At 69.0% G+C, this 24,376-nt stretch carries 27 protein-coding genes and 2 pseudogenes; 11 read left to right on the forward strand and 18 right to left on the reverse strand.

Going from position 1 to position 24,376, the window contains the following annotated elements:
- Positions 1 to 34 precede the first annotated feature (34 nt).
- Together GVO57_RS09000 and GVO57_RS09005 are read right to left on the reverse strand one after the other, a co-directional pair.
- Positions 35 to 1,353 (reverse strand): annotated as a pseudogene (locus GVO57_RS09000) (L-serine ammonia-lyase).
- A gap of 281 nt (positions 1,354 to 1,634) precedes the next feature.
- Positions 1,635 to 3,053 carry a Mur ligase family protein gene (locus tag GVO57_RS09005; RefSeq protein ID WP_160592859.1) on the reverse strand — a complete coding sequence of 473 codons (1,419 nt, stop codon included), beginning with the start codon at positions 3,051 to 3,053 and terminating at the stop codon, positions 1,635 to 1,637.
- A gap of 97 nt (positions 3,054 to 3,150) precedes the next feature.
- Here GVO57_RS09005 and GVO57_RS09010 point away from each other — a divergent pair, with 97 nt between their 5' ends.
- Genes GVO57_RS09010 through GVO57_RS09020 form a run of 3 tightly spaced genes read left to right on the forward strand, consistent with a single transcriptional unit; the run spans position 3,151 to position 4,891 of the window.
- Positions 3,151 to 3,996 (forward strand): LD-carboxypeptidase, encoded by an 846-nt coding sequence (locus tag GVO57_RS09010; RefSeq protein WP_160592860.1) that lies wholly within the window; start codon positions 3,151 to 3,153, stop codon positions 3,994 to 3,996.
- A gap of 17 nt (positions 3,997 to 4,013) precedes the next feature.
- Complete coding sequence (locus GVO57_RS09015) at positions 4,014 to 4,541, forward strand: J domain-containing protein (RefSeq protein ID WP_160592861.1); 528 nt, start codon at positions 4,014 to 4,016, stop codon at positions 4,539 to 4,541.
- A 47-nt stretch (positions 4,542 to 4,588) separates the two neighbouring features.
- Entirely contained in the window at positions 4,589 to 4,891 is a 303-nt protein-coding gene (locus tag GVO57_RS09020; protein ID WP_160592862.1) for a hypothetical protein, read from the forward strand.
- On the opposite strand, the gene GVO57_RS09025 is transcribed toward GVO57_RS09020, so the two are convergent.
- The 9 genes from GVO57_RS09025 to pspA all read right to left on the reverse strand — a co-directional run bounded on the left by GVO57_RS09025 (position 4,882) and on the right by pspA (position 8,301).
- Positions 4,882 to 5,298 (reverse strand): SufE family protein, encoded by a 417-nt coding sequence (locus GVO57_RS09025; protein WP_160592863.1) that lies wholly within the window; start codon positions 5,296 to 5,298, stop codon positions 4,882 to 4,884. The two genes, GVO57_RS09020 and GVO57_RS09025, sit on opposite strands and share 10 nt — an antisense overlap.
- A gap of 100 nt (positions 5,299 to 5,398) precedes the next feature.
- Complete coding sequence (locus GVO57_RS09030; protein WP_160592864.1) at positions 5,399 to 5,638, reverse strand: hypothetical protein; 240 nt, start codon at positions 5,636 to 5,638, stop codon at positions 5,399 to 5,401.
- A 24-nt stretch (positions 5,639 to 5,662) separates the two neighbouring features.
- Positions 5,663 to 5,917: a hypothetical protein gene (locus tag GVO57_RS09035; protein ID WP_160592865.1), complete on the reverse strand. Its 255-nt coding sequence runs from the start codon at positions 5,915 to 5,917 to the stop codon at positions 5,663 to 5,665.
- Positions 5,918 to 5,932: 15 nt separating this feature from the next.
- Entirely contained in the window at positions 5,933 to 6,199 is a 267-nt protein-coding gene (locus GVO57_RS09040) for a hypothetical protein (protein ID WP_160592866.1), read from the reverse strand.
- A gap of 91 nt (positions 6,200 to 6,290) precedes the next feature.
- Complete coding sequence (locus tag GVO57_RS09045) at positions 6,291 to 6,617, reverse strand: hypothetical protein (protein ID WP_160592867.1); 327 nt, start codon at positions 6,615 to 6,617, stop codon at positions 6,291 to 6,293.
- A 35-nt stretch (positions 6,618 to 6,652) separates the two neighbouring features.
- Positions 6,653 to 6,943, reverse strand: a complete 291-nt coding sequence (locus tag GVO57_RS09050; protein WP_160592868.1) for a hypothetical protein — start codon at positions 6,941 to 6,943, stop codon at positions 6,653 to 6,655.
- 26 nt (positions 6,944 to 6,969) lie between these two features.
- Entirely contained in the window at positions 6,970 to 7,350 is a 381-nt protein-coding gene (gene pspC, locus GVO57_RS09055; protein WP_160592869.1) for an envelope stress response membrane protein PspC, read from the reverse strand.
- A gap of 2 nt (positions 7,351 to 7,352) precedes the next feature.
- Positions 7,353 to 7,628 carry an envelope stress response membrane protein PspB gene (gene pspB, locus GVO57_RS09060; RefSeq protein WP_160592870.1) on the reverse strand — a complete coding sequence of 92 codons (276 nt, stop codon included), beginning with the start codon at positions 7,626 to 7,628 and terminating at the stop codon, positions 7,353 to 7,355.
- Position 7,629: 1 nt separating this feature from the next.
- The gene (gene pspA / locus GVO57_RS09065) at positions 7,630 to 8,301 is read right to left on the reverse strand and encodes a phage shock protein PspA (protein ID WP_160592871.1); all 672 of its coding nucleotides are present in this window, start codon (positions 8,299 to 8,301) and stop codon (positions 7,630 to 7,632) included.
- A gap of 411 nt (positions 8,302 to 8,712) precedes the next feature.
- Between pspA and pspF the strand changes: the two genes are divergently transcribed.
- Complete coding sequence (gene pspF, locus GVO57_RS09070; RefSeq protein WP_160592872.1) at positions 8,713 to 9,801, forward strand: phage shock protein operon transcriptional activator; 1,089 nt, start codon at positions 8,713 to 8,715, stop codon at positions 9,799 to 9,801.
- Between the two features lie 172 nt (positions 9,802 to 9,973).
- Complete coding sequence (locus GVO57_RS09075; protein WP_160592873.1) at positions 9,974 to 10,594, forward strand: superoxide dismutase; 621 nt, start codon at positions 9,974 to 9,976, stop codon at positions 10,592 to 10,594.
- A 78-nt stretch (positions 10,595 to 10,672) separates the two neighbouring features.
- On the opposite strand, the gene GVO57_RS09080 is transcribed toward GVO57_RS09075, so the two are convergent.
- From GVO57_RS09080 to cysS, 7 genes and pseudogenes are all read right to left on the reverse strand, one after another.
- Positions 10,673 to 11,329 (reverse strand): septation protein A, encoded by a 657-nt coding sequence (locus tag GVO57_RS09080; protein WP_160592874.1) that lies wholly within the window; start codon positions 11,327 to 11,329, stop codon positions 10,673 to 10,675.
- A complete protein-coding gene (gene ftsY / locus GVO57_RS09085) occupies positions 11,326 to 12,255 on the reverse strand; it encodes a signal recognition particle-docking protein FtsY (protein ID WP_160592875.1) in 930 nt (309 codons plus the stop codon). Before ftsY ends, GVO57_RS09080 begins: the two co-directional genes overlap by 4 nt.
- Positions 12,252 to 13,490, reverse strand: a complete 1,239-nt coding sequence (mtaB, locus tag GVO57_RS09090) for a tRNA (N(6)-L-threonylcarbamoyladenosine(37)-C(2))-methylthiotransferase MtaB (protein ID WP_160592876.1) — start codon at positions 13,488 to 13,490, stop codon at positions 12,252 to 12,254. The genes ftsY and mtaB overlap by 4 nt, the downstream gene beginning before the upstream one ends.
- Before the next feature lie 28 nt (positions 13,491 to 13,518).
- Positions 13,519 to 14,322 carry a diaminopimelate epimerase gene (dapF, locus tag GVO57_RS09095; RefSeq protein ID WP_160592877.1) on the reverse strand — a complete coding sequence of 268 codons (804 nt, stop codon included), beginning with the start codon at positions 14,320 to 14,322 and terminating at the stop codon, positions 13,519 to 13,521.
- Between the two features lie 137 nt (positions 14,323 to 14,459).
- Positions 14,460 to 16,124: a putative bifunctional diguanylate cyclase/phosphodiesterase gene (locus GVO57_RS09100; RefSeq protein ID WP_160592878.1), complete on the reverse strand. Its 1,665-nt coding sequence runs from the start codon at positions 16,122 to 16,124 to the stop codon at positions 14,460 to 14,462.
- 100 nt (positions 16,125 to 16,224) lie between these two features.
- A pseudogene (locus GVO57_RS09105) lies at positions 16,225 to 17,183 on the reverse strand (D-2-hydroxyacid dehydrogenase).
- Complete coding sequence (gene cysS / locus GVO57_RS09110) at positions 17,180 to 18,619, reverse strand: cysteine--tRNA ligase (RefSeq protein WP_160592879.1); 1,440 nt, start codon at positions 18,617 to 18,619, stop codon at positions 17,180 to 17,182. Before cysS ends, GVO57_RS09105 begins: the two are co-directional and overlap by 4 nt.
- Positions 18,620 to 18,890: 271 nt before the next feature.
- On the opposite strand from cysS, the gene GVO57_RS09115 reads away from it, so the two are divergent.
- The 6 genes from GVO57_RS09115 (at position 18,891) to yihA (ending at position 24,337) form a co-directional block, all read left to right on the forward strand.
- A complete protein-coding gene (locus tag GVO57_RS09115; protein ID WP_160592880.1) occupies positions 18,891 to 20,762 on the forward strand; it encodes a sensor domain-containing diguanylate cyclase in 1,872 nt (623 codons plus the stop codon).
- Between the two features lie 121 nt (positions 20,763 to 20,883).
- A complete protein-coding gene (gene rpmH, locus GVO57_RS09120) occupies positions 20,884 to 21,018 on the forward strand; it encodes a 50S ribosomal protein L34 (protein WP_160592881.1) in 135 nt (44 codons plus the stop codon).
- 26 nt (positions 21,019 to 21,044) lie between these two features.
- Entirely contained in the window at positions 21,045 to 21,539 is a 495-nt protein-coding gene (gene rnpA / locus GVO57_RS09125) for a ribonuclease P protein component (protein WP_407695684.1), read from the forward strand.
- Between the two features lie 154 nt (positions 21,540 to 21,693).
- Positions 21,694 to 21,849, forward strand: coding sequence for a membrane protein insertion efficiency factor YidD (gene yidD / locus GVO57_RS15005; protein ID WP_233281561.1), 156 nt, complete (start codon positions 21,694 to 21,696; stop codon positions 21,847 to 21,849).
- 44 nt (positions 21,850 to 21,893) lie between these two features.
- The gene (yidC, locus tag GVO57_RS09135) at positions 21,894 to 23,612 is read left to right on the forward strand and encodes a membrane protein insertase YidC (RefSeq protein WP_160592883.1); all 1,719 of its coding nucleotides are present in this window, start codon (positions 21,894 to 21,896) and stop codon (positions 23,610 to 23,612) included.
- Positions 23,612 to 24,337 carry a ribosome biogenesis GTP-binding protein YihA/YsxC gene (gene yihA / locus GVO57_RS09140; protein WP_160592884.1) on the forward strand — a complete coding sequence of 242 codons (726 nt, stop codon included), beginning with the start codon at positions 23,612 to 23,614 and terminating at the stop codon, positions 24,335 to 24,337. The genes yidC and yihA overlap by 1 nt, the downstream gene beginning before the upstream one ends.
- Positions 24,338 to 24,376: the final 39 nt, after the last annotated feature.

The following is a 24,376-nucleotide window of genomic DNA, read 5'->3' on the forward strand; positions in this document are numbered from 1 at the left end:
AAAGAACAACCCCGCGCGAACAAAGCTCAACCCCTCAGCATTCGACGACGTTGACGGCCAGCCCGCCGAGCGCGGTTTCCTTGTATTTGTGGCTCATGTCCGCGCCGGTACGGCGCATCGTTTCGATCACCTGATCCAGGCTCACCCGGTGCGTGCCGTCGCCGAGCAGCGCCAGCCGTGCCGCTTCGATCGCCTTGATCGCGCCCACGGCATTGCGTTCGATGCACGGCACCTGCACCAGCCCGCCGACAGGATCGCAGGTCAGCCCGAGATTATGCTCCATGCCGATTTCGGCGGCGTTTTCGATCTGCGCGTTGGTGGCACCGAGCGCGGCGGTCAGCCCGGCGGCGGCCATCGAACAGGCGACGCCCACTTCGCCCTGGCAGCCGACCTCGGCCCCGGAGATCGAGGCATTTTCCTTGAACAGCGACCCGATGGCCGCCGCCGTCAGCAGGAAACGATCCGCACCGTCATCGTTCGCGCCGGGCACGAACCGCTCATAATAGCGCAGCACCGCCGGCACGATTCCGGCGGCGCCGTTGGTCGGCGCGGTGACGACGCGGCCCCCGGCGGCATTTTCCTCGTTCACCGCCAGCGCCCACAGATTGACCCAGTCGATGACGCTCAGCGGGTCGGACAGCGCGCGTTCCTGCCGCGCCACCAGCCGGGCATGGATATCGGGCGCGCGCCGTTTGACCTTCAGCCCGCCGGGCAGGATGCCGCTCTGCGCAATGCCCCGGTCGATGCAGGCGGACATGGTCTGGCGGATCGCGGCCAGCCGCGCGCGCACCTCATCAATGGGCAGGCGCGCGGTCTCGTTGGCCAGCGCCAGGCCGGCAATGTCCAGCCCAGCCGCCTCGGCACGGGCGAGCAGTTCAGCCCCCGAATGAAAGGGTGGGGCACATCGGCCATCAGCGCGGGCGGGGCATTGCCCGCGACCTCGGCCTCCGACACGATCGCCCCGCCGCCGACCGAATACCAGATGCCCGCGCGCAGTTCCGCACCCTCGGCATCGAACGCCGCAAAGCGCATGCCGTTGGAATGGAAGGACAGGCGCTCGCGCATGTGAAAAATCAGGTCGCGCGCCTCGTCGAAACGCACTTCATGGCTGCCGCCCAGGTTCAGCCGCCGGCTGGCGCGCACCTCGCCGATGATGCGGTCGGCGGCATCGGGGCACAGGCTGTCGGGGCGCAGGCCCGACAGGCCGAGCAGCACCGCCCGGTCGCTGGCATGGCCCTTGCCGGTCAGCGCGAGCGAGCCGAACAGCTCGGCGGTTGCGCGCGCGACGCGCGGCAGCAGCCCGTCCCCGGCCAGCCCCTCGACAAAGGTGGCAGCCGCCGACATCGGTCCCATTGTGTGCGACGAAGACGGGCCGACCCCGATCTTGAACAGGTCAAACACGCTGTGCGGCACGGCCCTTATCCTCTGTCGTTTCTGGTTGGAGCGCGTCTGGAAATGCGCCGTGGCGCATTCCGCAGCACCGGCCCGCTCCTCCACCCGGCCACCCGTGGCCACTATCCTGTGGGTGGCCGGGTGGGGGAGCGGGCTGGTGCCGCCCCGGCATCTGCGCTTGCGCGAATGCCCGAACAGACCCTCGCGCACCGGCTCTATCCGCTTTGTGAAACAAGAAAAAGTCAGTTTTCCGCAGCGTCCGGTTGCGTGCCCAGCCGCTCGACCAGCATGGCCGCGAACTGGCTGAGCGTGTCGTCGCGCGCGCCCATCACCACGATCCGGTCGCCGGGCCGGGCGAGCGCGGCCAGCCGGTCGGCCACGGCGTCGCGGGTGGCCAGATGCGCGGCATTGCGCCCCGCTGCCTGCACCCCGGCGACAATGGCTTCGCTGCCGACGCTCCGGTCGACCGTGCCGCCGAAATAGACCGGGTCGGACAGGATCAGCACATCGTCCGGCCCCAGCTGTTCGCCCAGTATCGCAATCAGCGCGTCGCCCATCACGCGCAGCGGGCCATAGCCATGCGGCTGGAAGAAGATCAGCAGCCGCCCGGGAAAGGCGTGGAGCGCGGCCAGCGTCGCGGCGATCTTGTCCGGATTATGCCCGAAATCGTCATAGACGGCGATGCCGCGCGCGGTGCCGACCAACTCCAGCCGGCGCTTCAGCCCGGCAAAATCGCCCAGCGCCGCCGCCGCCTCGCCAAGCGGCACGCCCAGCGCGACCGCCGCCCCGATCGCCGCCAGCGCATTGGCGGCATTGTGCCGTCCGGGCAGGCGCAGCCGCACTTCGGCATGATTGCCGCCCGAACGTTCGGTGACATGGAACGACACGCCCTCGGGCCGCTCCGTCACCTCATGGCCGATCAGCTGCGCCTCGCGGTCAAAGGCGAAGGTCAGCAGCCGATCCTGATGCAGTTCGGCGGCCAGCGCCGCGACCTCGGGATGATCGAGATTGACGACCGCGGTTGCCGCCTTGCCGATGAAATCGCCGAACAGCGCGCGCAGCTCGTCCATGTCCTTGTGGTCGAGCGAGATGTTGCCGAGCACCGCGACCGACGGATCGAACAGCGCGATCGATCCGTCGCTTTCATCGACTTCGCTGACGAACAGCGCCGGATCGCCGACCAGCGCGCTCGCAAAGGGGGCGGACGGGGTGACGAAGTTCTTCATCACCGCGCCGTTCATCACCATCGGCCGCCGCCCGGCACGGTCGAGGATCCAGCCGATCATCCCCGTCACCGTCGATTTGCCGCTGGTGCCGCCGACCGCGACCCGCGCTTCGGCCTGGTTGAACAGCGCGGCCAGCAGCCCGGCACGGCTGATCCGCGCACAGCCCAGAGTGCGCGCCGCCGCGACATCGGGAACGCTGTCCTCGATCGCTGCCGAGGCGACGAGGATCTGCCCCGGATCGGTCAGCCCGCTGCCGTCCTGCGCGAACAGATCGACGCCAAGCCCGCGCAGATACGCGAATTTGGGTGCGGTCCGCCCCTGATCGAGCGCCCGGTCGGATCCGGCGACGCGGTGGCCGAGCGCGCGGACGATCGCGGCCAGCGGCAGCATGCCGCTGCCGCCGATCCCGCAGAAGAAATAGGATTTGGCAGCCATGACCTGAGCGCTATCACCGCTTTTGCCCGGCCAGACAAGCGCGCGGGCGCGACGTGCAAAGGCTGAGCGGGGACGGAGCGGCATGGGCAGCGGGCGAATGAGGATCGGCATCGTGGCACCCAGCTGCCGCATCGACGATGCGATCCATGACCGCGTCACCGCCCTGGCCGCGCGCGATCATGCCGGTGTCGAACTGGTCTGGCACCCGCAATGCTGGCTGTCGCACGGCCATTTTGCCGGGCCGGACGCGGCGCGCGCGGCTGCGCTGATCGAGGTTGCGAACGATCCGGCGATCGATGCGGTCTGGTTTGCGCGCGGCGGCTATGGCGCGGTGCGGATCGTTGATCGGGTCATGGACGCGCTTGGCCCGGCGGCGCGCGACAAATCCTATCTCGGCTATTCGGATGGCGGCACTCTGCTCGGCGCGCTCTATGCGGCGGGGATCGGCCGCGTCGCCCATGGCCCGATGCCCGCTGATATCCGCCGTGACGGCGGCGAGACGGCGGTCGGCCGCGCGCTCGACTGGCTGGGCGGCGGGACTGCGGGGGTGGAGCCGACCGATGACGGCCATCCGCGCGCGGCGTTCAACATCTGCATCCTCGCCCATCTGGCCGGCACCCGCCATCTGCCCGATCTGGCCGGCCATGTGCTGATGATCGAGGAGGTGGGTGAATATCTCTACCGCACCGACCGCGATCTGGCGCAGATCGCCGCCTCGCTGCCGGGTCTGGCCGGCATCCGGCTGGGGCGGCTGAGCGATGTGCCCGAAAACGATCCGGATTTCGGCATGGACGGGCCGACGCTGGTGCGCGACTGGTGCGCGCGCTCGGGCATCCCGTTTCTGGGGCTGGCCGATATCGGCCATGATGCGGCCAATCGCATCGTGCCGTTCGGCCCGTTCACCGCCACCCCGCAGTTCGCCGCGCTTGCCCCCACCGGCTGAACCATTATCTGGGCCCTATGCCGCGTTCGACCCGATCCGATGACTGGGGCTTTCCCCGCTGGCGCAGCTATGGCTCCGAACGCGGGGCGGCGCGGGTGCGGCTGTGCGACCGCGAAGGCTGTGACCGGCCCGGTGACTGCCCGGCGCCCAAGGCGCCCAACAGCCCCGAACGCTGGTATTTCTGCGTCGACCACGCCGCAGAATACAACCGCAACTGGAATTATTTCGAAGGGCTGGGCGCGGAGGAAGCGGCCGCCCGCGCCGAGGGCGAGGCGCGCGGCGCTGCCGGCTATGCCCGTTCGGCGCATTATGGCTGGGGCGGGCCGGGCGATGGCAGCCGCTCGCGCGACGAGCTGCGCGCGCTCGAGGTGCTCGATCTCGATGCCGATGCCAGCTTTGACGCGATCAAGGCGGCGTGGCGCCGGCTGGCCAAGGCCAACCATCCCGATGTGAAGCCCGGCGATGCCGAGGCTGCCGAGCGGTTCCGCGCCGTGCAGGCGGCCTATGACGTGCTGCGCCGGGCCGAGGAAAGGCGCGCGGCCTGAGCGGCCAGCCGCCGGTCCGCGCGCTCGCCGCGCGCTGGGGCGCGGCCGTGCTGGTGTGCGGCAAATGCAGCCGCAAGCAGGGCGGGGGTTTCGGACGCAAGGGGCGCACCCCGCTGGCCAAGGCGCTCCGCCGCGCGCTCGGGCTCGGCAAGGGACGCAAGGCCGCGATCGGCATTGTCGAGACACGCTGTCTGGGGCTGTGCCCGGCGCATGGCGTGACGCTGCTCAATGCCGCAGCACCCGGCGACTGGCTGGTGGCCAGGCCGGGCACGCCGTTGCCCGACGTGATCGCCGCGCTCGGCCTTGAGGATGCGCAGCCGGGCGAGGGGGCGGCACCGCCTCAGGCGTAGCGCGCCGCCGTCTCGCGGATCAGCGCGATCATGTTGGGAATGCCCTGGGTGCGGTTGGAACTCAGCTGGTTGCGCAGATCGAACGGGGCGAGCGCGGCATCGATATCGGTCGCCAGGATTTCGGCCGCCCCCCGGTCCTGCACGGTCAGCAGCACGAGCGCGATGATGCCCTTGGTGATCGCCGCGTTCGAATCGGCGAGGAAATGCAGGCCGGTGTCGGTGCGGGTCGGATAGACCCAGACCGAGGCCGAACAGCCGCGCACCAGCGTCGCATCGGTCTTGAGCGCATCGGGCATCGGTTCGAGCGCGCGGCCAAGATCGATCAGCAGGCGATAGCGATCATCGGCGTCGAGCAGTTCATAGTCGGACTGGATGTCGGCAAGGCTGGGCGCGGCTGGGTTCGGCATGGCCGGCCAGATAGCCGAAGCCGCGGGCCGGGTTAAGGGGCGGTGTGCGGCCCCGGCTGCGATCCGTTCACCGGCCGCCGCCCGGCCGGTGCGGCCGGGGTCAGAGGTCGACCCCGGCGGCAATCGCTTCGAGCTTGCGGATGCGTTCCTTCAAGTCGGCAAGCTCGATCCGCGAGGCGGCGCTGGGCGCGGGCTGGGGATCGATCTGCCGCCGGTCCTGCAGCTCGAGCCGCTTCAGATCCAGCCAGCCGCGCCAGCCGGCGAGCGCCGCCATGGTCACGATGCCGGTGCCGGCCAGGCCCATCAGGCCCATTTCCAGATAGACGATCGGGTCCATCATATCCTCTCTCCTGCCCGGGCGCGCTCAGGCGTCGCGCGAGCGCAGCTTTTCGATTTCACGGTTGAGCGCGCGGGGCGCTTCGTCCTCGGTCGCCAGCCGTTCGAGCACCGCCACCCGGTCCTTGAGCAGGTCGAGTTCCGCGCGCATCCGTTCATTCTCGGCCCGGGTTTCGGCGTCGAGCCGGATGCCGGCCTTGCCCCCGGCGCGATATTTCGCCTTGAAGATGCTGGCGACCATGACGATCGCGACGATCAGGACGACCATTTCAAAAGGGTTCATCGTGCCGGCTCCTCGTCAGTTCAGCGGTGCGTCGCGCAGCCGTTCGATATCGGTGGCGAGGTCCATGCCCCGGTCGGTGATGATCCGTTCGAGCACGCGCACCCGCTGTTCCAGCCGTTCGACCTGGGCGGCATATTGCGCGGCCTTTTCGGCGGTCTCGCTGGTCACGGCCTCCAGCTGGCGCTCCTTGAAGCGCAGATGGCGCTTGAACGCGTCCCCCAGCACGCCGGCGACGACCGGGATCCCGACCACCACCACGAAAAACCAGACAAAACCCGGCATGTTTGCCTCCCTTGCTGTCCTTGAGGACGGCATTCTTCTGTCCGGGCCAGCGCGTTTCGACTGAGCGCTGACCCGGATCGACCAAATGCGGTCAGTTGGGCCGCCGCAGCGCCTCGATCTCGCTCGCCACGCGGTGGCTTTCGTCGGTCACGATCCGCTCGACATTGGCGAGCCGGTCCTTGACCGAGCCGAGTTCGGCGCGGAGCTGGGCGCTTTCCTGGCTGAGCAGGCGGATGCGCTCGACCAGTTCCTCATTCTTCTGCGGATAGATGGCCTGCCCCCAGGCGCCGTCGAGCGGATAGCCATGCCGGACGCGCAGCCAGGTGGTGAAGATCCAGCCGATCACGCTCATGAAACCGATCAGCAGGCCGCCGCCGATGATCCAGGGCAGGTTGGGGATGATATGGGCTTCAGCCATTTCGGGACATCCTGTGTTGAAAGCTTGGGTCGGGTTCAGCGCAGCGCGTCGATCGCGCGGGCGGTGCGTTCGGCGGGATCGGTGGCGATGCGTTCCAGCACCGCGATCCGTTCTTCCAGCCGCCCGATCTGGCCCTTGAGCGCGCCATTTTCGCGCTCCAGCAGTTCCAGCTTGCGGCTGTCCTCAAGGCTGGTCGTCTTGTGGACGATGTTGCCGTTGCCGTCGTCGATCGGATAGCCGTGCCGGGCACGGACCCAGGTGGTGAAGGCCCAGCTGAGGCTGATCGATCCGACGATCAGCACGGGCACCAGCCAGTTCCAGTTCATGTGCGTGTCTCCCCCTGAAGCCCCGATCAGCGCAGGCTGTCGATTTCGTCGGCCAGGCGACGGTTGCGGCTGGTGTAGTAAAGCTCGACATCGGCAAGGCGGCGGTCAATGTCGCGGAACTTGGCGCGCACCTCGCGGGTGGAGCGAGCCGGCGACCGGCGGACGCCCTGCCAGAACTGTTCCTCGTCCTTGTCCGAATACAGGCCCGACGGCTTGGGCTTGGCCGCCCAGGCGGCGACCAGATAGGCGATCAGCGTCCAGGGAAAGGCCCCGAACAGCGTCAGCATCACCATGCCGATGCGCACCCAGGTCACATCCCAGCCCAGATAATCGGCAATGCCCGAGCAGACGCCCATCCATTTGGCATTCTGCTTGTCGAGATAGAAGGTCGTGCGGCGCGGGTTCATCTTCACATCTCCCTGATCTTGCGGACGTCGCCGCGCAGCTGGTCCTGGGGCTGGGGCCGCAGGCCGAGTTCCGGATTGTCCGCCGCCACGATGCGTTCGATGCTGTGCAGCCGGTCGTCGAGGCGGCGGGCGGTTTCGTAAAGGTCTTCGAGCAGATTTTCGTCTTCGCGGGTGATGCCCGAGCTTTTCTTCCACTGGGTCACATAATGGAGGATCAGCCAGGGCAGCCCGATGAACAGCAGGCCGACGATCAGCGGCGGGACGATGATGTCTTCCATCTCAGCCCTCCCGCTTGGCGAGCCGCGCCTTCAGCGCTTCGAGTTCGGCATCGACCTTGTCCGACGCGCGCAGCTCGGCGATCTCGTCCTCCAGCGTCTTGGGCGCGCTGCCCATGCCCGCGGCATCGGCGCGGCCCTCGGCCATGTCGACCCGGCGTTCCAGCACGTCGAAGCGGCTGAACGCTTCCTCGACGCGCGCACCGGCATAGGCCTCGCGCAGCTTCATGCGGTTATGCGCCGATTCCAGCCGCGCGGTGATCGAGTTCTGGCGGGCGCGGGCCTCGCGCAGCTTCTGCTGCAGCTTCTGGATGTCGGCTTCGGCCGCCTGCAGCGCCTCGTCGAGCACGCCGATCTCGGCATTGAGCTGGCCGGCCATGTCGGCGGCCTTCTGCTTTTCAACCAGCGCCGCCTTGGCCAGATCCTCGCGGCCCTTGGACAGCGCCAGTTCGGCCTTTTCCGTCCAGTCGTCCTGCAGCTTTTCAAGCTTGGCGATGTGGCGGCGCATTTCCTTCTGGTCGGCGATGGTCCGGGCGGCGGAGGCGCGCACCTCGACCAGCGTCTCTTCCATTTCGAGGATGATCATGCGGACCATCTTGGCCGGGTCTTCGGCCCGGTCGAGCAGGTCGGTGACGTTGGCGGCGATGATGTCGCGGGTGCGGGAGAAAATACCCATCTGGTCGTGCTCCTGTCGAAAACTCTGGGGTGGCCGGGGCGGTGCCGTTCGGGGGGAGAGGCGACCGCCCCGGCCTGGGGCGGGATCAGGCAAGCGTGCCGATCGCCGCGCGGGGGTGTGGGCCGAAACCGCGCCGGCCGGGCCGACCGCGCTCAGCACGCAGGTGGCGCTGAACAGGATCGCGCACAGCACCGCCGAAAGGGCCTGGCGGGGGGGAAGCGGGTTCGACATCTTGGTCCTCCTTGAACTCTTGTGTGCGGGGCCGGCTGTCACCGCCGGCGTCGCAGAATGTTTTGCAGAAGCCGTGCCAATTCGAGGAAATGGCGGAAAACCGCCATTTTTCCTGCGGCAGGTCAGCCGGACGGCATTTCCCGCTTGCCAATATTTGGGAAAATGCACCATGTTTCGGCCATGGAACGGGAAAGCGCATTCATCGGCCAGTCGCTGGCCTTTCTCGACTCGGTCGAACGCGCCAGCCGCGCCGCCGCCCTCAACCGCCCGGTGCTGGTGATCGGCGAGCGCGGGACCGGCAAGGAGCTGGTTGCCGAGCGTCTGCACCGGCTGAGCACGCGGTGGGACGGGCCGCTGGTGGTGATGAACTGCGCAGCCCTGCCCGAAACGCTGATCGAGGCCGAGCTGTTCGGCCATGAGGCCGGGGCGTTCACCGGCGCGACGCGGGCGCGGGCGGGGCGGTTTGAGGAGGCCGATGGCGGCACGCTGTTCCTTGACGAACTGGGCACGCTGTCCGCCGCGGCGCAGGAACGGCTGCTGCGCGCGGTCGAATATGGCGAGGTGACGCGCATCGGCGCGTCGCGGCCGGTGCGCGTCGATGTCCGCATCGTGGCGGCCACCAACGAGCATCTGCCGGCGATGGTGGCGCGCAACCGCTTCCGCGCCGACCTGCTCGACCGGCTGAGTTTCGAGGTCATCACCCTGCCGCCGCTGCGCGCGCGCGAAGGCGATGTGCCGGTGCTGGCCGATCATTTCGGCCGCCGCATGGCCGCCGAGCTGGGCTGGAGCCGCTGGCCGGGCTTTGCGGATGCGGCGATGGCGGCGCTGGTCGGCCATGACTGGCCGGGCAATGTCCGCGAGCTGCGCAATGTCGTCGAACGCGCGGTCTATCGCTGGGACGATCCCGAACGGCCGGTCGGCGATGTCGAGTTCGATCCCTTTGCCTCACCCTGGCGTCCGCGCGGCGAAAATGCCCGCGCCGATCAGGCGGCGACCGCCAATGGCCCGGCGGCGGATGGCGCGGCGGGTGCTGCGCCCGCCCGGCCGGCCGAGGATCTGGAATGCAGCGATTTCCGCGCCGCCTGCGACGCTTATGAGAAAAAGCTGCTTGAGGCGGCGCTGCGCCGCTGCCGCTATAATCAGCGGCTGACCGCCAAGGCGCTGGCGCTCAGCTATGACCAGCTTCGCCACGCGCTGCGGCGGCACGACATGCTGGCCGGGCTGCAGGCCCAGGCGGCGGCACCCGGCCAGGACGCCGCTGCCGGCTGACGGGGGGCACGCACCTGCACCTCGGGTGTTGACGATGACCGGCTTAGGCCGCAACGGCACATCCGGGGCCGCGCCGGCCCCGGGGGATTTGACCGGGCGGGTCGATGCAGGACCGCCGCAGTAGAAACGCCGAAGTAAAAACGCCGAGATAAAACCAAGGAGCAAAAGCGACATGGCATATGAACTTCCCGCCCTGCCTTATGAGCCGACCGCGTTCGGCGACACGATTTCGGCCGAGACGTTCGAATATCACTGGGGCAAGCATCACCGCGCCTATGTCACCAAGACCAACGAGCTGGCGCCGGCGGCAGGCCTTGGCGACCGCAAGCTGTCCGAGGTGATCGTCGCCGCCAAGGAAACCGGCAACAAGGCGCTGTTCAACAACGCCGCCCAGATCTGGAACCACAGCTTTTACTGGCAGTGCCTGAGCCCCGAGGCGCAGGCGCCGACCGGCGTGCTCAAGGAGCGGATCGACGCGACCTTCGGCTCGGTCGAGGCGCTCGTCGAAAAGCTGAAGGCCGAATCGGTCGGCCATTTCGCCAGCGGCTGGGGCTGGCTGGTGCTCGAGGGTGACGAGCTCAAGGTCACGTCGCTGCACGATGCCGACACGCCGCTCGTCTATCCGGGGATGAAGCCGCTGCTGACCATCGATGTGTGGGAGCATGCCTATTATGTCGATTACCGCAACGCCCGGCCGGACTATGTGACCGCCCTGCTCGCCAAGGCGATCAACTGGGAGTTTGTCGGCCAGAATCTCGACGGCGCCGGCGCGTCGCGCGCCGACCAGGGCTGATCGCCCGGACCCGAAAGGGTGACATGAAGGGGGCGGCGACCCGGTGGTCGCCGCCCCTTTTGCGTGGACGTCTGCGGCTTATTGCTCGGGGGGAAGCGGGGTCTTGCGCGCGTCCTGCAGGCCGTGGCGCAGCAGCATGGGAATGTTGGCGATGGCGAACACCATGGTCAGCGGCACCGCGCCCCACAGCTTGAACGCCACCCAGAAATCCCAGCTCTGCGTGCGCCACACCGCCTCGTTGAGCGCCGCCATCAGCAGGAAAAAGCCCGTCCAGTTGACGGTCAGCTTGCGCCACCCGGCGTCGTTCAGCCCCGGATAGCTGGCCTCGAGCAGCATCCGGAGCAGCGGCCGGCCCGAGAGTAGGCCATAGCCCAGGATCACCGCGAACATCAGATAGACGATGGTCGGCTTCATCTTGATGAAGGTGTCGTCGCGGAACCACAGCGTCAGGCCGCCGAAGAACAGCACCAGCCCGCCCGAAATCCACAGCATCGGCGAAATGCGTCCGGCCTTGATGCGCGACACGATCATCGCGGCGGCAACCGCGACCATGAATGCCGTCGTCGCCGCCAGCACCTTCATCAGCTTGGGGCCGGAGGCGAGGCTGTTGGCCGCAAAGAACACGAGCAGCGGCCCGAAATCGACCGCCATGCGCAGCCCCGGCGACAGCTCGCGCGGCCGGCTGTCAGGCGCAGGGGGTGGGGCAGGCGCGGGGGTGGGGCGTTCGCTGGTCATTCATCCTCCAGTCCGGCGATCATCCGCGCCACCTCGCGCGCGTCGAACGGGCGCAGATCGTCCATCCCCTCGCCGACGCCGATCGCATGGATGGGCAGGCCGAACCGCTCCGCCGCCGCCACCAGCACGCCGCCGCGCGCGGTGCCGTCAAGCTTGGTCATGACCAGCCCGGTCACGCCCGCCACATCCTTGAACACCTCGATCTGCGCCAGCGCGTTCTGGCCGGTGGTCGCATCGAGCACCAGGATGACATTGTGCGGCGCGGCCGGATTGAGCCGCCCCAGCACGCGGCGGATCTTCGCCAGCTCGTCCATCAGCTCGCGCTTGTTCTGCAGCCGCCCGGCGGTATCGACGATCAGCGCGTCGATGCCGGTGCCGGTCGCCTGCTTGACCGCGTCCCAGACGATCCCGGCGGGGTCGCCGCCTTCGGGACCGGCCAGGATCGGCACGCCGATCCGTTCCGCCCAAATACGCAGCTGCGCGATCGCGGCGGCGCGGAACGTGTCGCCCGCCGCCAGCATCACGCCATAATCCTGTTCCTGGAACCGGCGCGCCAGCTTGGCGATGGTCGTCGTCTTACCCGAACCGTTGACGCCGATGACCAGGATCACCTGCGGGCGCGGAAAGGCGTCGATGTCGAGCGGGCGGGCGACCGGGGCCAGCACCTTCTCGATCTCCTCGGCGACGATTTCCTTCACCGCCCGCGCGTCGAGCCCGCGTTCGAACCGGCCCTCGGCCAGCCGGTTGCGGATGCGCTGCGCCATGGCCGGGCCGAGATCGGAGGCGATGAGCGCATCCTCGATCTCGTCGAGCGTCGCCTTGTCGAGCGCGGCACGGGTGAACAGGCCGGTCAGATTGTCGCTCAGCCGGTCCGACGTCCGGCGGAACCCGCCCAGCAGCCGGTCGCGCCAGCTTCCCTCGCTCATGCCAATGTCCCCTGTAGCGTCTCGCCCAGCCGCCCCGTGATCCGCGCGGCGACGATGCTGCCCGGCGGCTGCGGCCGGTCGAGCATGATGCGTTGAAAGCCCGGCGCATGGCCGCTCACGCCGTCAAGCTCGACCAGCAGCTGCTGGGTCGTGCCGATCAGCGTGTCGAGATGGCGGGCCAGCCGGTCGCCACAGGCGGCGCGCAGCTGCGCCGCGCGCGCACGCACGGTTGCCGGATCGACCTGCGGCATGCGCGCGGCGGGCGTCCCCCGGCGGGGCGAAAACGGAAAGATATGGCCGAACACGATATCGCATTCGTCGAGGATTTTGAGGCTGTTGGCAAATGCCGCCTCGCTCTCGGTGGGAAAGCCGGCGATCAGGTCCGCGCCGATGGCGATTTCGGGCCGCGCGGCCTTGACCTGTTCCACCAGCCGGATCGCATCGGCGCGCAGATGGCGGCGCTTCATCCGTTTGAGGATCAGGTCGTCGCCGGCCTGCAGCGACAGATGCAGATGCGGCATCAGCCGGGGTTCGTGGCAGATCAGATCGATCAGCCGCTGGTCGATCTCGACCGGGTCGAGCGACGACAGCCGGATGCGCGGCAGATCGGGCACGTGCCTGAGCAGCCGTTCGACGAGCAGGCCCAGCCCGTCGCCCGGCAGGTCGCCATAGCTGGTGACATCGACGCCGGTCAGCACGATCTCGCGGTGCCCGGCATCGACCAGCGCCTGCGCCCGCGCGATCACCGCGCCCGCGGGCTCGGACCGGCTGGGGCCACGGCCATAGGGGATGATGCAGAAGGTGCAGCGATGATCGCAGCCATTCTGCACGGGCAGAAAGGCGCGGGCATGGCGGGGGGCAGGGGCGGGGGCAGGAGCCGGTTCCGCCTCCGCCTCCGCCTCCGCCTCCGCCTCGGCAAGAGCCGGGGCGGGCGGGGGCAGCAGCCCGGCAAAGGCCGCCGGATCGAGCTTGGCCACATTGGGCACCAGCGCATCGACCTCGGCCATCGCGGCCAGCATGTCGCGTTCGGTTTCCGCCGCGCAGCCGGTGACGAGGATGCGCGCATCGGGCCGGTCGCGCCGCGCCCGGCGCACCGCGCGCCGCGTCTCGCGCACCGCCGCCTCGGTGACGGCGCAGCTGTTGATGACGACGACGTCGCTGCGCGCGCCGATCATCGCGCCGATGGCGGCGCTTTCGGCGATGTTCAGCCGGCAGCCTAGCGAAATGACGGTCATGCACGGCCTTCCCGGGGCAGAAGGGCGGTCACGCAAACGCCTCCCACTCGGCCTCGCCGGCAAAGACATGGGTGGCGGGACCGGTCATGCGGATGGTGCCGCCCGGCGTCCAGTCGATGACCAGCGGCCCGCCGGGCAGCCGCACCTCGACCGGGCCGGACACCAGCCCCTGGCGGATCGCCGCCACCGCCGTCGCGCACGCGCCGGTGCCGCAGGCACGGGTCAGCCCGGCACCGCGTTCCCAGACGCTGAGGCGGAGCGCGGCAGGCCCGGTCACTTCAGCGACGTTCACGTTGATCCGCTTTGGAAAGACAGGATCGGTTTCGATCACCGGGCCGATGCGGTCGAGCGGCACGGCCGCCAGATCGGGCACGAAAAACACGATGTGCGGATTGCCGACGCTGAGCGCATGGCCGCCCGCCAGCCCGTCCCAGCCCAGCGGCAGCGGTGCGGTGTCGAGCGGATAGGCAAGCGGGATCGCATCCCACTCGAACCGCGGCGCACCCATGTCGATGGTGATGCCGCCGCCGCCCTGTTCGGCGGCGACCAGCCCGCCCGCCGTCTCGATCCGCGTCGCCCCGGTCAGCGCGGCGACGCAGCGCAGCGCATTGCCGCATTGCTCGACCTCGCCGCCATCGGCGTTCCAGATCCGCATCCGCAGATCGGCCTCGCCCGAGGCTTCGATCAGGATCAGCTGGTCACAGCCAATGCCCCGGTGCCGGTCGGCAACCGCGCGCGCGCGCGCCGCGTCGATCGCGACCGGCTGGCGGCGGGCATCGACGATGACAAAGTCGTTGCCGAGGCCGTGCATCTTGTCGAAGGCAAAGCGCATGGGAGCGGCGACTTAAGCAGCGCGGGCCGCCAAGTCCACTCCCGGAGGCGGTTGTTTGCTTGGGAAGAACGGCACCGGCGCCGTGAGGCGCGCAACAAACAACTCCCTGCGCCACAAGGCGCAGCACAAACACCCCCTCAGGCGCTCAGCCGGTCGACCGGGGGCAAAGCGGCCGGCTCGGACGGCACCGCCCGGCGCAGCGCCTCGCCGCGTTCGTCGCCGCGCAGCGCCGGGAGCAGATTCTGTTCGGCGAGCAGCGCGCGCACCTGGCCGACATCCATCGGCTTGCCGAACACCCAGCCCTGCGCCTTGTGGCAGCCAAGTTCGCGCATGTGGCGCTCGATGGCCGGCGTCTCGACGCCTTCGGCGGTCACCGGCAGGCCGAGGCTGTCGCTGAGCCTGGTGATCGCGTTGACGATCGCCGCGCTTTCGCTGCTGCTGCCGATCGAGGTGACGAAGCTGCGGTCGATCTTGATCCGGTCGAACGGCAGCGCGCGCAGATGCGACAGCGACGAATAGCCGGTGCCGAAATCATCAAGCGCGATGCGCACGCCCTGGTTCTTCAGGCTGCCGATGATCGACTGGGCGACGCCCAGATTTTCAAACAGCGCGCTTTCGGTGATCTCCACCTCCAGCCGGCTGGCCGGAAAGCCGGTTTCGACGAGCAGCTTGACGATCTTCTGCGCCAGCCACGGATCCTTGAGCTGGCTGGGCGCGATGTTGACCGACAGGGTGAGCGAAGGATCCCAGCTTTTCGCCTCTTCAAACGCCTGGCGCATCACCGACATCGACAGGTCGGCGATCAGCCCGGTTTCCTCGGCGATCGGGATGAAGATGTCGGGCGGCACGATGCCCCGGCTCGGGTGCCGCCAGCGCGCGAGCATTTCAAAGCCGTGCAGCTGGCCGGTCGCGAGATCGATCTGCTGTTCGTAGAATGGCACGAACTGGCCGAGCGGAATGCCCTCGCGCATCCCGATCTCCAGCGCGTTGCGCGTCGACAGCTCGCGCTCCATCGAGGCGTCGAACCAGCTGAACCGGTGCCGCCCGGCATTTTTCGACGCATACATGGCGATATCGGCACGGCGCATCAGCGCATCGACGGTGTCGGACTGGTCCTCGATCACCGCCAGCCCGATCGACGCGCCGACATGAACGGCGGCCCCGCCCGTGTCCATCTGGCCGCCAAGCCGGGCGAGCAGCTGATCGGCAAAGGCCTCTGCCAGATCGGTCTGGCCGGCGGGCACCGTCATCAGCACGGCAAACTCGTCACCGCCCAGCCGCGCGGCGCGGGCATCGGGCGGCAGGTGCGCGTCGATGATCCGCGCGACAAAGGTGAGCGCCGCATCGCCGATGGCATGGCCGTTCACGTCATTGATCGTCTTGAAGTGATCGAGGTCGAGAACCACCAGCACCGCGGCCTGGCCGTGGCGGCGGGCGCGGTCGATCATCTGCGCGGCGGCGGCGAGAAAGGCGACGCGGTTGTGGAGGCCGGTCAGCGGATCCTGCGAGGCGAGCGCCTGCACCCGCGCCTCGGCGATGGCGCGTTCGCGCACCTCGCGGCGCAGATCGGCATAGCGCCGCCAGCCGAACAGCAGCAGGGCGATGTTGAGGATGAGCGCGGTCGCCAGCACCTGATCCGAACCGTCGCGGCCGATCACGCTCACCGCCTCGGACAGCACCGGGCCGCTCAGGCCGACCAGCATGATCGCGGCGGCGACGGTCACCCCGCCGGCAAGCAGATCGCGGCGGGCGGTGCCCAGCGCATCCTGCCGCCCAACTTCCTCAAACGCCTCGTCGCGCATGGCACCGGCCTGTCATCAAAGGTCGGGGAACCGTGCCAGCGCGGGATGTAGGAAGCGTTAAATGGAAGGATTAAGGCCGGGCCGGCGCACCCGTCCGGCCTTAATAACCAAGATCGAGATCGACCCGGTTCATCAGCGGTTCGCCCGCGCGGTAGCGGGCGAGATTGTCGAGGAACAGCTGCCCGGCGCGCGCGAACATGCGGGTCTGGGCGCGGCCCGACAGATGCATGGTGATGAGCGCGTTGGGCGCGGTCCATAGCGGGTGGCCGGCGGGCAAAGGTTCGGGATCGGTCACGTCCAGATGCGCCCCGCGATGCCGCCCGTTGCAAGTGCGGTGACCAGCGCATCCTGATCGACCAGCGACCCGCGCCCGATATTGACCAGCCGGGCATCGGGCCGCATCGCCCGCAGCTCCGCCGCGCCGATCATCGCGCCGGTTTCCGCCGTCGCCGGGGCGGCCAGGATCACCCAGTCGAACGTGCCCAGCCGCGCCCGCCAGTCGCCGGGGCCGATAATCTCGGTGCCGTCCGCGCCGGCCGGTTCCGTAGGGGGCGAGCGGCGCACGCCGGTCAGCTTCATCCCGAACCCGCCGAGAATCTGGCCGATCCGGCGGCCGATCGCGCCATAGCCGATGATGAGCGCGCGCGCGCCTTCCAGCTCGACCTTGCCGGGCGAATCGCGCAGCCATTCTTGCCGGTCGCCGGCGCGCACCACGGCGGGAAAATCCTTCGCCAGCGCCAGCATGCCGAGCACCGCATATTCGGCGACCGCATTGGTGTTGACCCCGACCCCGTTGGTCAGAACGGTGCCGCGCGCCTTCAGCAGATCGAGCGGAAACGCATCGAGCCCGGCATAGATGGTCGTCACCCAGCGCAGCTTTTCGCCCAGCGCGATCGCCCGGCCGGTATGGCCGGGCACCTGCATGTCCAGCCAGCCAATCTCGGCCTCCGGCGCCATGCGATAGGCATCTTCGGCGGTGCCGAACCACAAAGGCTCGACATCGGCGGGCAGATGCGGCTCCAGCAGCGGCCGGGCGGGGGCGGGCAGAACGACGATCATGCGCTCTCTCCCCGTGGCGCGTCGGCGGACAGGATCCAGTCCCAGCCCAGCGGATCGCCGTCCATCACCTCGACGCCCGCCTGGTTGAGCGTGTCGCGGATGCGGTCGGATTCGGCAAAATCCTTTGCCGCCCGCGCCGCCTGGCGCGCGGCCATCATGGCGTCGATCCGGGCTTCGTCGATCGCGGCATCGGCCGGGCGCACGCGCAGCGCCGCGCGGTCGATCGCGAACAGCTGCAGCCCCAGCGCCTCGTCCATCCGCGCCGCCGCCGCGCGCCGTTCCGCCGGGGCGGCCTGTTTCATCGTCAGCACCGCCTCGAGCTGGGTGAGCGCGAGCGGGGTGTTGAGATCGTCGCTGAGCGCCGCATCGAATGCCGCCATCGCGGCGACCAGCGCCGGGGTCTTGATCTCCGCCGCCATGGTGTCGCCGAGCCTGGCCGCCGCCATCACCATGCGCTTCAGCCGGGTGAGCGCGGCGGCCAGGCTCGGCCAGCTGAACTCCAGTTCCGACCGGTAATGCGCCTGCAGGCACATCAGCCGGTAGGCGAGCGGGTGAAAGCCCCGGTCGACGAGCAGTTGCAGGCGCAGAAACTCCCCGCTCGACTTCGACATCTTGCCGCCACGGTCTATCAGGAAATTGTTGTGCATCCAGATGCGCGCGCCGCTGTCATGGCTGGCGCAGCGCGCCTGGTTCTGCGCGATTTCGTTGGGGTGGTGGATTTCGCGGTGGTCGATGCCGCCGGTATGGATGTCGAACGGCAGTCCGAGCTCGGCCTCCGACATCACCGAACATTCAAGGTGCCAGCCAGGCGCGCCCCGGCCCCAGGGCGAATCCCATTCCATCTGCCGCGTCTCGCCGGGCGGGGTGCGCCGCCAGATCGCGAAATCCGACGGGTGGCGCTTGCCCTCAACGCTGTCGATGCGGCCTTCGCCGGCCCCGGTTTCGGCGCGCGCCAGCCGGCCATATTCGGGCACGGTCGAGGTGTCGAAATACAGCCCGCTGTCGAGCAGATAGCAGTGCCTGTCGGCGATGGTTTCGGCAAAGGCGATCATCGCGGGCACATAATCGGTCGCGATCGTCCATTTGAACGGCTGGCGGATATTGAGCCTTGCGATGTCGGCCCAATAGGCCTCGGTATAGTGGCGGGCGATGTCCCATGCCGACTGCCCGGCGCGCTGCGCTGCCTTTTCCATCTTGTCGTCGCCGGCATCGGCATCCGAGGTCAGATGCCCGACATCGGTGATGTTGATGACGTGGCGCAGCGCAAACCCCTTCCAGCTCAGCACCCGGCCAAGCGTGTCGGCAAACACATAGGCGCGCATGTTGCCGATATGCTGATAGGCATAGACGGTCGGCCCGCAGGTATAGACCCGCGCTTCCCCCGAATGGACGGGCGCAAAGGCTTCGGTGCGGCGCGTGAGGCTGTTGAACAGCATGAGCGGGCGGTGGTCATGGCCCCGGGGTTATGGGCGTGACCGCTGCCGCGTCAACCGGTCATGCCGGAGGGGCGATGCAACCGATTGTTCACCCGGGTCAGGCAGGGTATGGGTGGCAGGTCAAGGTGCGGGCAAGCCACCCGGCCGGTCCGCGCCGCCCAGGCCCGCACCCGCCGGTTCCCGGTCCGGCCTGCCCCTGCCAAGCAAGCCCGTGTCCGGAGACTGTGAGCGCCATTCCCCATCCCGTCCGCAAGACCCGCCCGGGCGCGCGATGACGCCGGCCCGGTCGCGACTTCGGCACTGGGCGCTGATGGCCGGCATCACGCTCGCCCTCGCGCCGCTGCTGTCGGCGACGATCCTCGGGTCGCTGGCGCTGGGTGGCTGGACCGACGGGCCGGCGGTGTTCTGGCCCCCCAATGCGATCGCCCTGTGCGTGTTGATGCTGTCGCCGCGCACGCGCTGGCCGGCGGTGATCGCCGCCGTGTTCCTGTCATCCTCGGGGACCGACCTGGCGCTCGACGGCCGCATCTGGGCGCTGTCGTTAGGCTATGGTCTGATCAACGCCAGCCAGGTCTATATCGTCGGGCGGCTGCTGTCGGTGCGCCGGCAATCGCTGGACCTTGAAAGCCTGGCCGGGCTGGGGCGGTTCGTGATCGCCGCGCTGGCCGGTTCGCTGTGGGGCGCGATCTGGGCCAGCCTTGCGGCCGCCTTCTGGCTGGGCGATCCGATCATCACGACCGCGCATGACTGGTTCCTGTCCGACCTGCTGGGGCTGCTGATCGTCACGCCCACGCTGCTGATCGGCTGGACCGCGTGGCGGCGCAGCCTGTCGCTGCCGCCGCGCGATCTGAAAAACGGCATGCTTGCGCTGGTCGCGCTGGTGCCGGTTGCCGCCTTCGTGTTCGCGCAGGCGCGCTGGCCGCTGTCCTTCATGCTGGTGCCGCTGGTCATGCACGTCACCTATTGGCTGCGCGGCTTCGGCGCGGCCGCGGCCGCCTGCATCCTGGCGATCATCGGCACGGTCGCGCTGGGCATGGATACCGGGCCGTTTGTGCTGGTCAGGGGAAGTGACCAGGAACGGGTGCTGGTGTTCCAGCTGTTCCTCGCGCTCACCATATTGTCGGAACTGGCGCTTGCCGCCGTGCTGGGCGAGCGCGACCGGTTCAGCGCCCGGCTGCGCCGCAGCGAGCGCGAGTTCCGCACCGTCGTCGATGCGGTGTCGGACGTCATCTACCGCACCGACGGGCGCGGCCGCTGGACCTTTCTCAATCCCGCCTGGGAAACGATGACCGGTTTTTCGACAGCGGAGTCGCTCGGCCAGTCCTATCTGAGCCAGGTGGTGCCCGAAGACCGCGATACCGTGCTGGCCCGCGCGCGGGGCATGGACACCGGGCTGTTCGATTCGCTGCGCATGCAGCTGCGTTTCCGCCGCCGCGACGGCGGCCAGCGCTGGGTGGAGGTCAACGCGCACGCGCTGCGCGACGCGGCAGGCGTGGTGACCGGCACTGCCGGCACCATCGTCGACATCTCCGACCGTGTGGCGCTTGCCGCCCATGCCGATGAGGCGCGGCGGCGTGCCGAGCGCGAGGCGGAGGCCGCCCGGCTGCTGGCGGCGACCGACGAGCTGACCGGGCTGGCGTCGCGCCGGGCGTTTCTCGACCTGCTCGGGCGCGCGCTTGCCGACCGGGCCGGCAAGGCGGGCGAAGAAGGGGTGGTCCGCGCCGATGCCATGCGCGGGCGGGACCAGCCGGGCCTCGCCATCGCTTTGTTCGACCTTGATTATTTCAAGCAGGTCAATGACCGGTTCGGCCATCTGGCGGGCGATGATGTGCTGCGCGCCATCGCCCGTGTCGCCCGCCGCTCGGTGCGTGACAATGATGTGGTCGGGCGGCTGGGGGGCGAGGAGTTTGCCGTGCTGATGCCCGGCGCGACGCTGGCCCAGGCGGTGGCGGTGGGCGAGCGGCTGCGCGCCGCCTGCGCGGCCGAGGTGCATCCGTCCTGTCCGGGGCTGACGGTGACGGTCAGCCTGGGGGTCGCGGTCGCGCAGCCGGGCATCGACACGACCGGCCTGTTGCGCGAGGCCGATGCGGCGCTCTATGCGGCGAAGAATGCCGGGCGCAACTGCCTGCGCAGCGCCGCGTAAATGCCGATGCGGGCCGCCTGCGCCGCATTGACTCCGGGGTGCCGCGCGGCTAACGGGACGCGGTGAAGTGGCCGCCTGTGCTTGGGCGGCTTTTTTGTTCAGATTTGTTGAGGAATGAGCGATGAAGCGCACGTTTCAGCCGAGCAACCTGGTTCGCAAGCGGCGCCACGGTTTCCGCGCCCGCATGGCGACGGTCGGCGGCCGCAAGGTGATCGCGGCGCGCCGCGCCCGCGGTCGCAAGACGCTGTCGGCCTGACCGGGCAGGACCCCGGCGCGGGCGGGATGACCCCGGCCGCGCCCCGCAGCGCGGCCATGGTGCCCGCCGGTCAGGGGGAAAAAGCCGGCCAGGAAAAAGAAACCGGTGCGCATCCGGCCATTGGTGCGGGCGGTGCGCCGGTCCTGACGATCACGCGCCGGGCCGATTTTCTGGCTGCCAATGCGGGGCTTCGCGTGCCGATGCCCGGCTTTGTGTTGCTCGTCCGCCCGCGCGGCGATGGCGATCCTGCCATGCGCCTGGGCATTACCGTCACCAAGAAGATCGGCGGCGCGGTCGTCCGCAACCGGATGAAGCGCCGGTTCCGCGCGCTTGCGCGGCAGATGCTGCCAACGGGCGGCATGGCCGGTGCCGATCATGTGCTGATCGGCCGTCAAGGCGGGGTCGAGCGGGCGTTCGACCGGCTTCAGAGCGAACTCGCCAAGGCACTTGGCCGGGTGGCGCGCGGCGAGGTGGCGCCCGATGGCGGGCGGCGCGGTCCGCCGCGCGGCCGGGCGCGCTGACATGGCAGAGGCGGGTGAAGACAGTTCGGCCCCAGACGGTGCAGGCAAGGCCGGTGCGGCCGAGGCCGGATCAGGCCCGCCGGATGCGGGCAGGGGCGGGACGGCGCGGCTGCTGATCGGGCTCGCCCGGCTGTGGCAGCGTTATCCCTCGGCCATGCTGCCGCCGACCTGCCGCTATCTTCCGTCCTGTTCGGCCTATGCAATCGAGGCGGTTGAGCGCTATGGCGCTGCACGCGGCGGCTGGCTGGCGCTGAAACGCGTCTGCCGCTGTCACCCCCTTGGCGGGCACGGCTATGACCCCGTACCCTGACGTCCCGGTCCCCGACCGGATATGTCCTTGATTGGAGCGGTTGCTTGGAAAATCAGCGCAACATGATCCTGGCTCTGGTGCTGTCGGCCATGGTGCTGTTCGGCTGGAGCGCGCTGTCGGATCGTTTCTTCCCCACTGCCGCCCCCAAGAACGGCCGGCCGACCGCGGCCGCCGCGCCGGGTGCGATCCCGACGCCCGCCGTCGTCCGTGCGCTGCGCCCGCGCGAGGCGGTGTTGCGCGACAGCCCGCGCGTGCGCATCGACACGCCGGCGGTCGCCGGATCGATCAACCTCAAGGGCGCGCGGCTCGACGATCTGGTGCTCAAGGAGCATGACGAAACGATCGCGCGGGGCGCGCCGCCGGTGCGGCTGCTGTCGCCCGAAGGCGCGGCCCGCGCGGCGTTCGCGACCTTTGGCTGGACCGGCGAGGGTGCGGCGCTGCCCGGCGGCGACACGCTGTGGCAGGCCGATGGCACGCTGCTCGCGCCCGGCCGCGCGGTCACGCTCAGCTGGACGAACGGCACCGGGCAGATTTTCCGCATCCGCCTGTCGATCGATGCCAACTACATGATTTCGGCTGAACAGAGCGTCGCCAATGGCGGGGCCGGCCCGGTTGCGGTGCGGGCCTTCTCGCTCATCCGCCGCACCGGCGAATCGGTCGATCCCGACACCTGGACGATCCATACCGGCCCGGTCGGCGTGTTCGACGGCGTCGCGCAATATGACGTCAATTACCCCGATCTCGACGCCAGCGGCAGCGCCGGGCGCAGCTTTGCGACCACCGGCGGCTGGCTGGGCTTTACCGACAAATACTGGCTGACCGCGCTTGCCCCGGCACCGGGCGCGCGCGTCGATGCAAGCTTCCGGGCAACTGGCGGAGAGGGCGGCAACAAGGGCTATATCGCCGCCTTCACCCCGGCCGAGGCAACCGTGCTTGCGCGCGGCAAGGCGGTGACGACGAGCAGCCGGCTGTTTGCGGGCGCCAAGGAAGTGGCGCTGCTCCAGGCCTATGAGCGCGACCTGAAGATCACCAACTTCGACAAGGCGATCGACTGGGGCTGGTTCGGCATTGTCGAACGGCCGATCTTCTGGCTGCTCAACTGGCTGTTCAAGGCGGTGGGCAATTTCGGCGTCGCCATCATCCTGCTGACGGTCATCGTCCGCGCGCTGATGTTCCCGATCGCCCAGCGCCAGTTCGCGTCGATGGCCGGGATGCGCGCCGTGCAGCCCAAGGTGAAGGCGCTCCAGGAACGCTATAAGGACGACAAGCCGAAGCTGCAGCAGGAGATGCTGGAGCTTTACCGGCGCGAGAAGATCAATCCTTTTGCCGGCTGCCTGCCGATCGTCCTCCAGATCCCGGTCTTCTACGCGCTCTACAAGGTGCTGATGCTGACGACCGAGATGCGCCACCAGCCGTTCGTGCTGTGGATCAGGGATTTGTCGGCCCCCGATCCGCTGACCCCGGTCAACCTGTTCGGCCTGCTGCCGTTCACGCCGCCGGCCTTCCTCGCGCTGGGCGTGCTGCCGATCCTGCTCGGCATCACCATGTATGTGCAGTTCCGCCTCAACCCGGCGCAGATGGACCCCGTGCAGCAGCAGGTGTTCTCGATCATGCCCTGGGTGTTCATGTTCATCATGGCCCCGTTTGCCGCCGGGCTGCAGCTCTACTGGGTGGTGTCGAACGTCCTCGCCATCGCCCAGCAATGGTGGCTGTACAAGCAGCATCCGGGGCTGAAGAACCAGCCCGGCCCGGTCACCAGCTGATGTCCGGGACGGACGGAGATCAGCTGGGGCTCGGGCAGCCGGCAGGCGGACATCTGGCGGCCGATCAGGCGGCGGATGCCGCCGCCGCGCCGCTCGATCCCGAGCTGGTCGAGGCCGCGCGCCGGCTGTTCGCCGGGCCGGTCACCTTCCTGAAATCGGCGCCCGAGCTGCGCTTTCTGCCTGAACCCGACACGCCCGAAGTGGCCTTTGCGGGCCGCTCCAATGTCGGCAAATCGTCGCTGCTCAACGCGCTCACCGGGCGCAACGGCCTGGCGCGCACCTCGAACACGCCGGGGCGGACGCAGGAGCTGAACTTTTTCGATGTCGGCGATCCGATGGTGTTCCGGCTTGTCGACATGCCCGGCTATGGCTTTGCCAAGGCGCCCAAGGACCTGATCCGCAAATGGCGCTATCTGGTGAACGATTATCTGCGCGGGCGCGCGGTGCTGAAGCGCGTGCTGGTGCTGGTCGACAGCCGCCACGGGCTGAAGGACGTGGACCGCGAGCTGATGCAGATGCTCGACAAGGCGGCGGTCAGCTACCGGCTGGTGCTGACCAAGGCCGACAAGGTCAAGGCGAGCGAGCTTGAGGCCGTGCGGGCGGCCACCGCCGCCGAGGCACGCCGCCACCCCGCCGCGCACCCGCATGTGATCGCGACGTCGAGCGAAAAGGGCGGCGGCATCGCCGAACTGCGCGCCGCCGTGCTGGAGGCGGTGAACGACTGATTGCCGGGGCTTGCTGTTTGCCGCGGCACCGGGAGTCGT

Origin of the sequence: Sphingomonas changnyeongensis (genome assembly GCF_009913435.1) — a bacterium.
Classification (GTDB): domain Bacteria; phylum Pseudomonadota; class Alphaproteobacteria; order Sphingomonadales; family Sphingomonadaceae; genus Sphingomonas_B; species Sphingomonas_B changnyeongensis.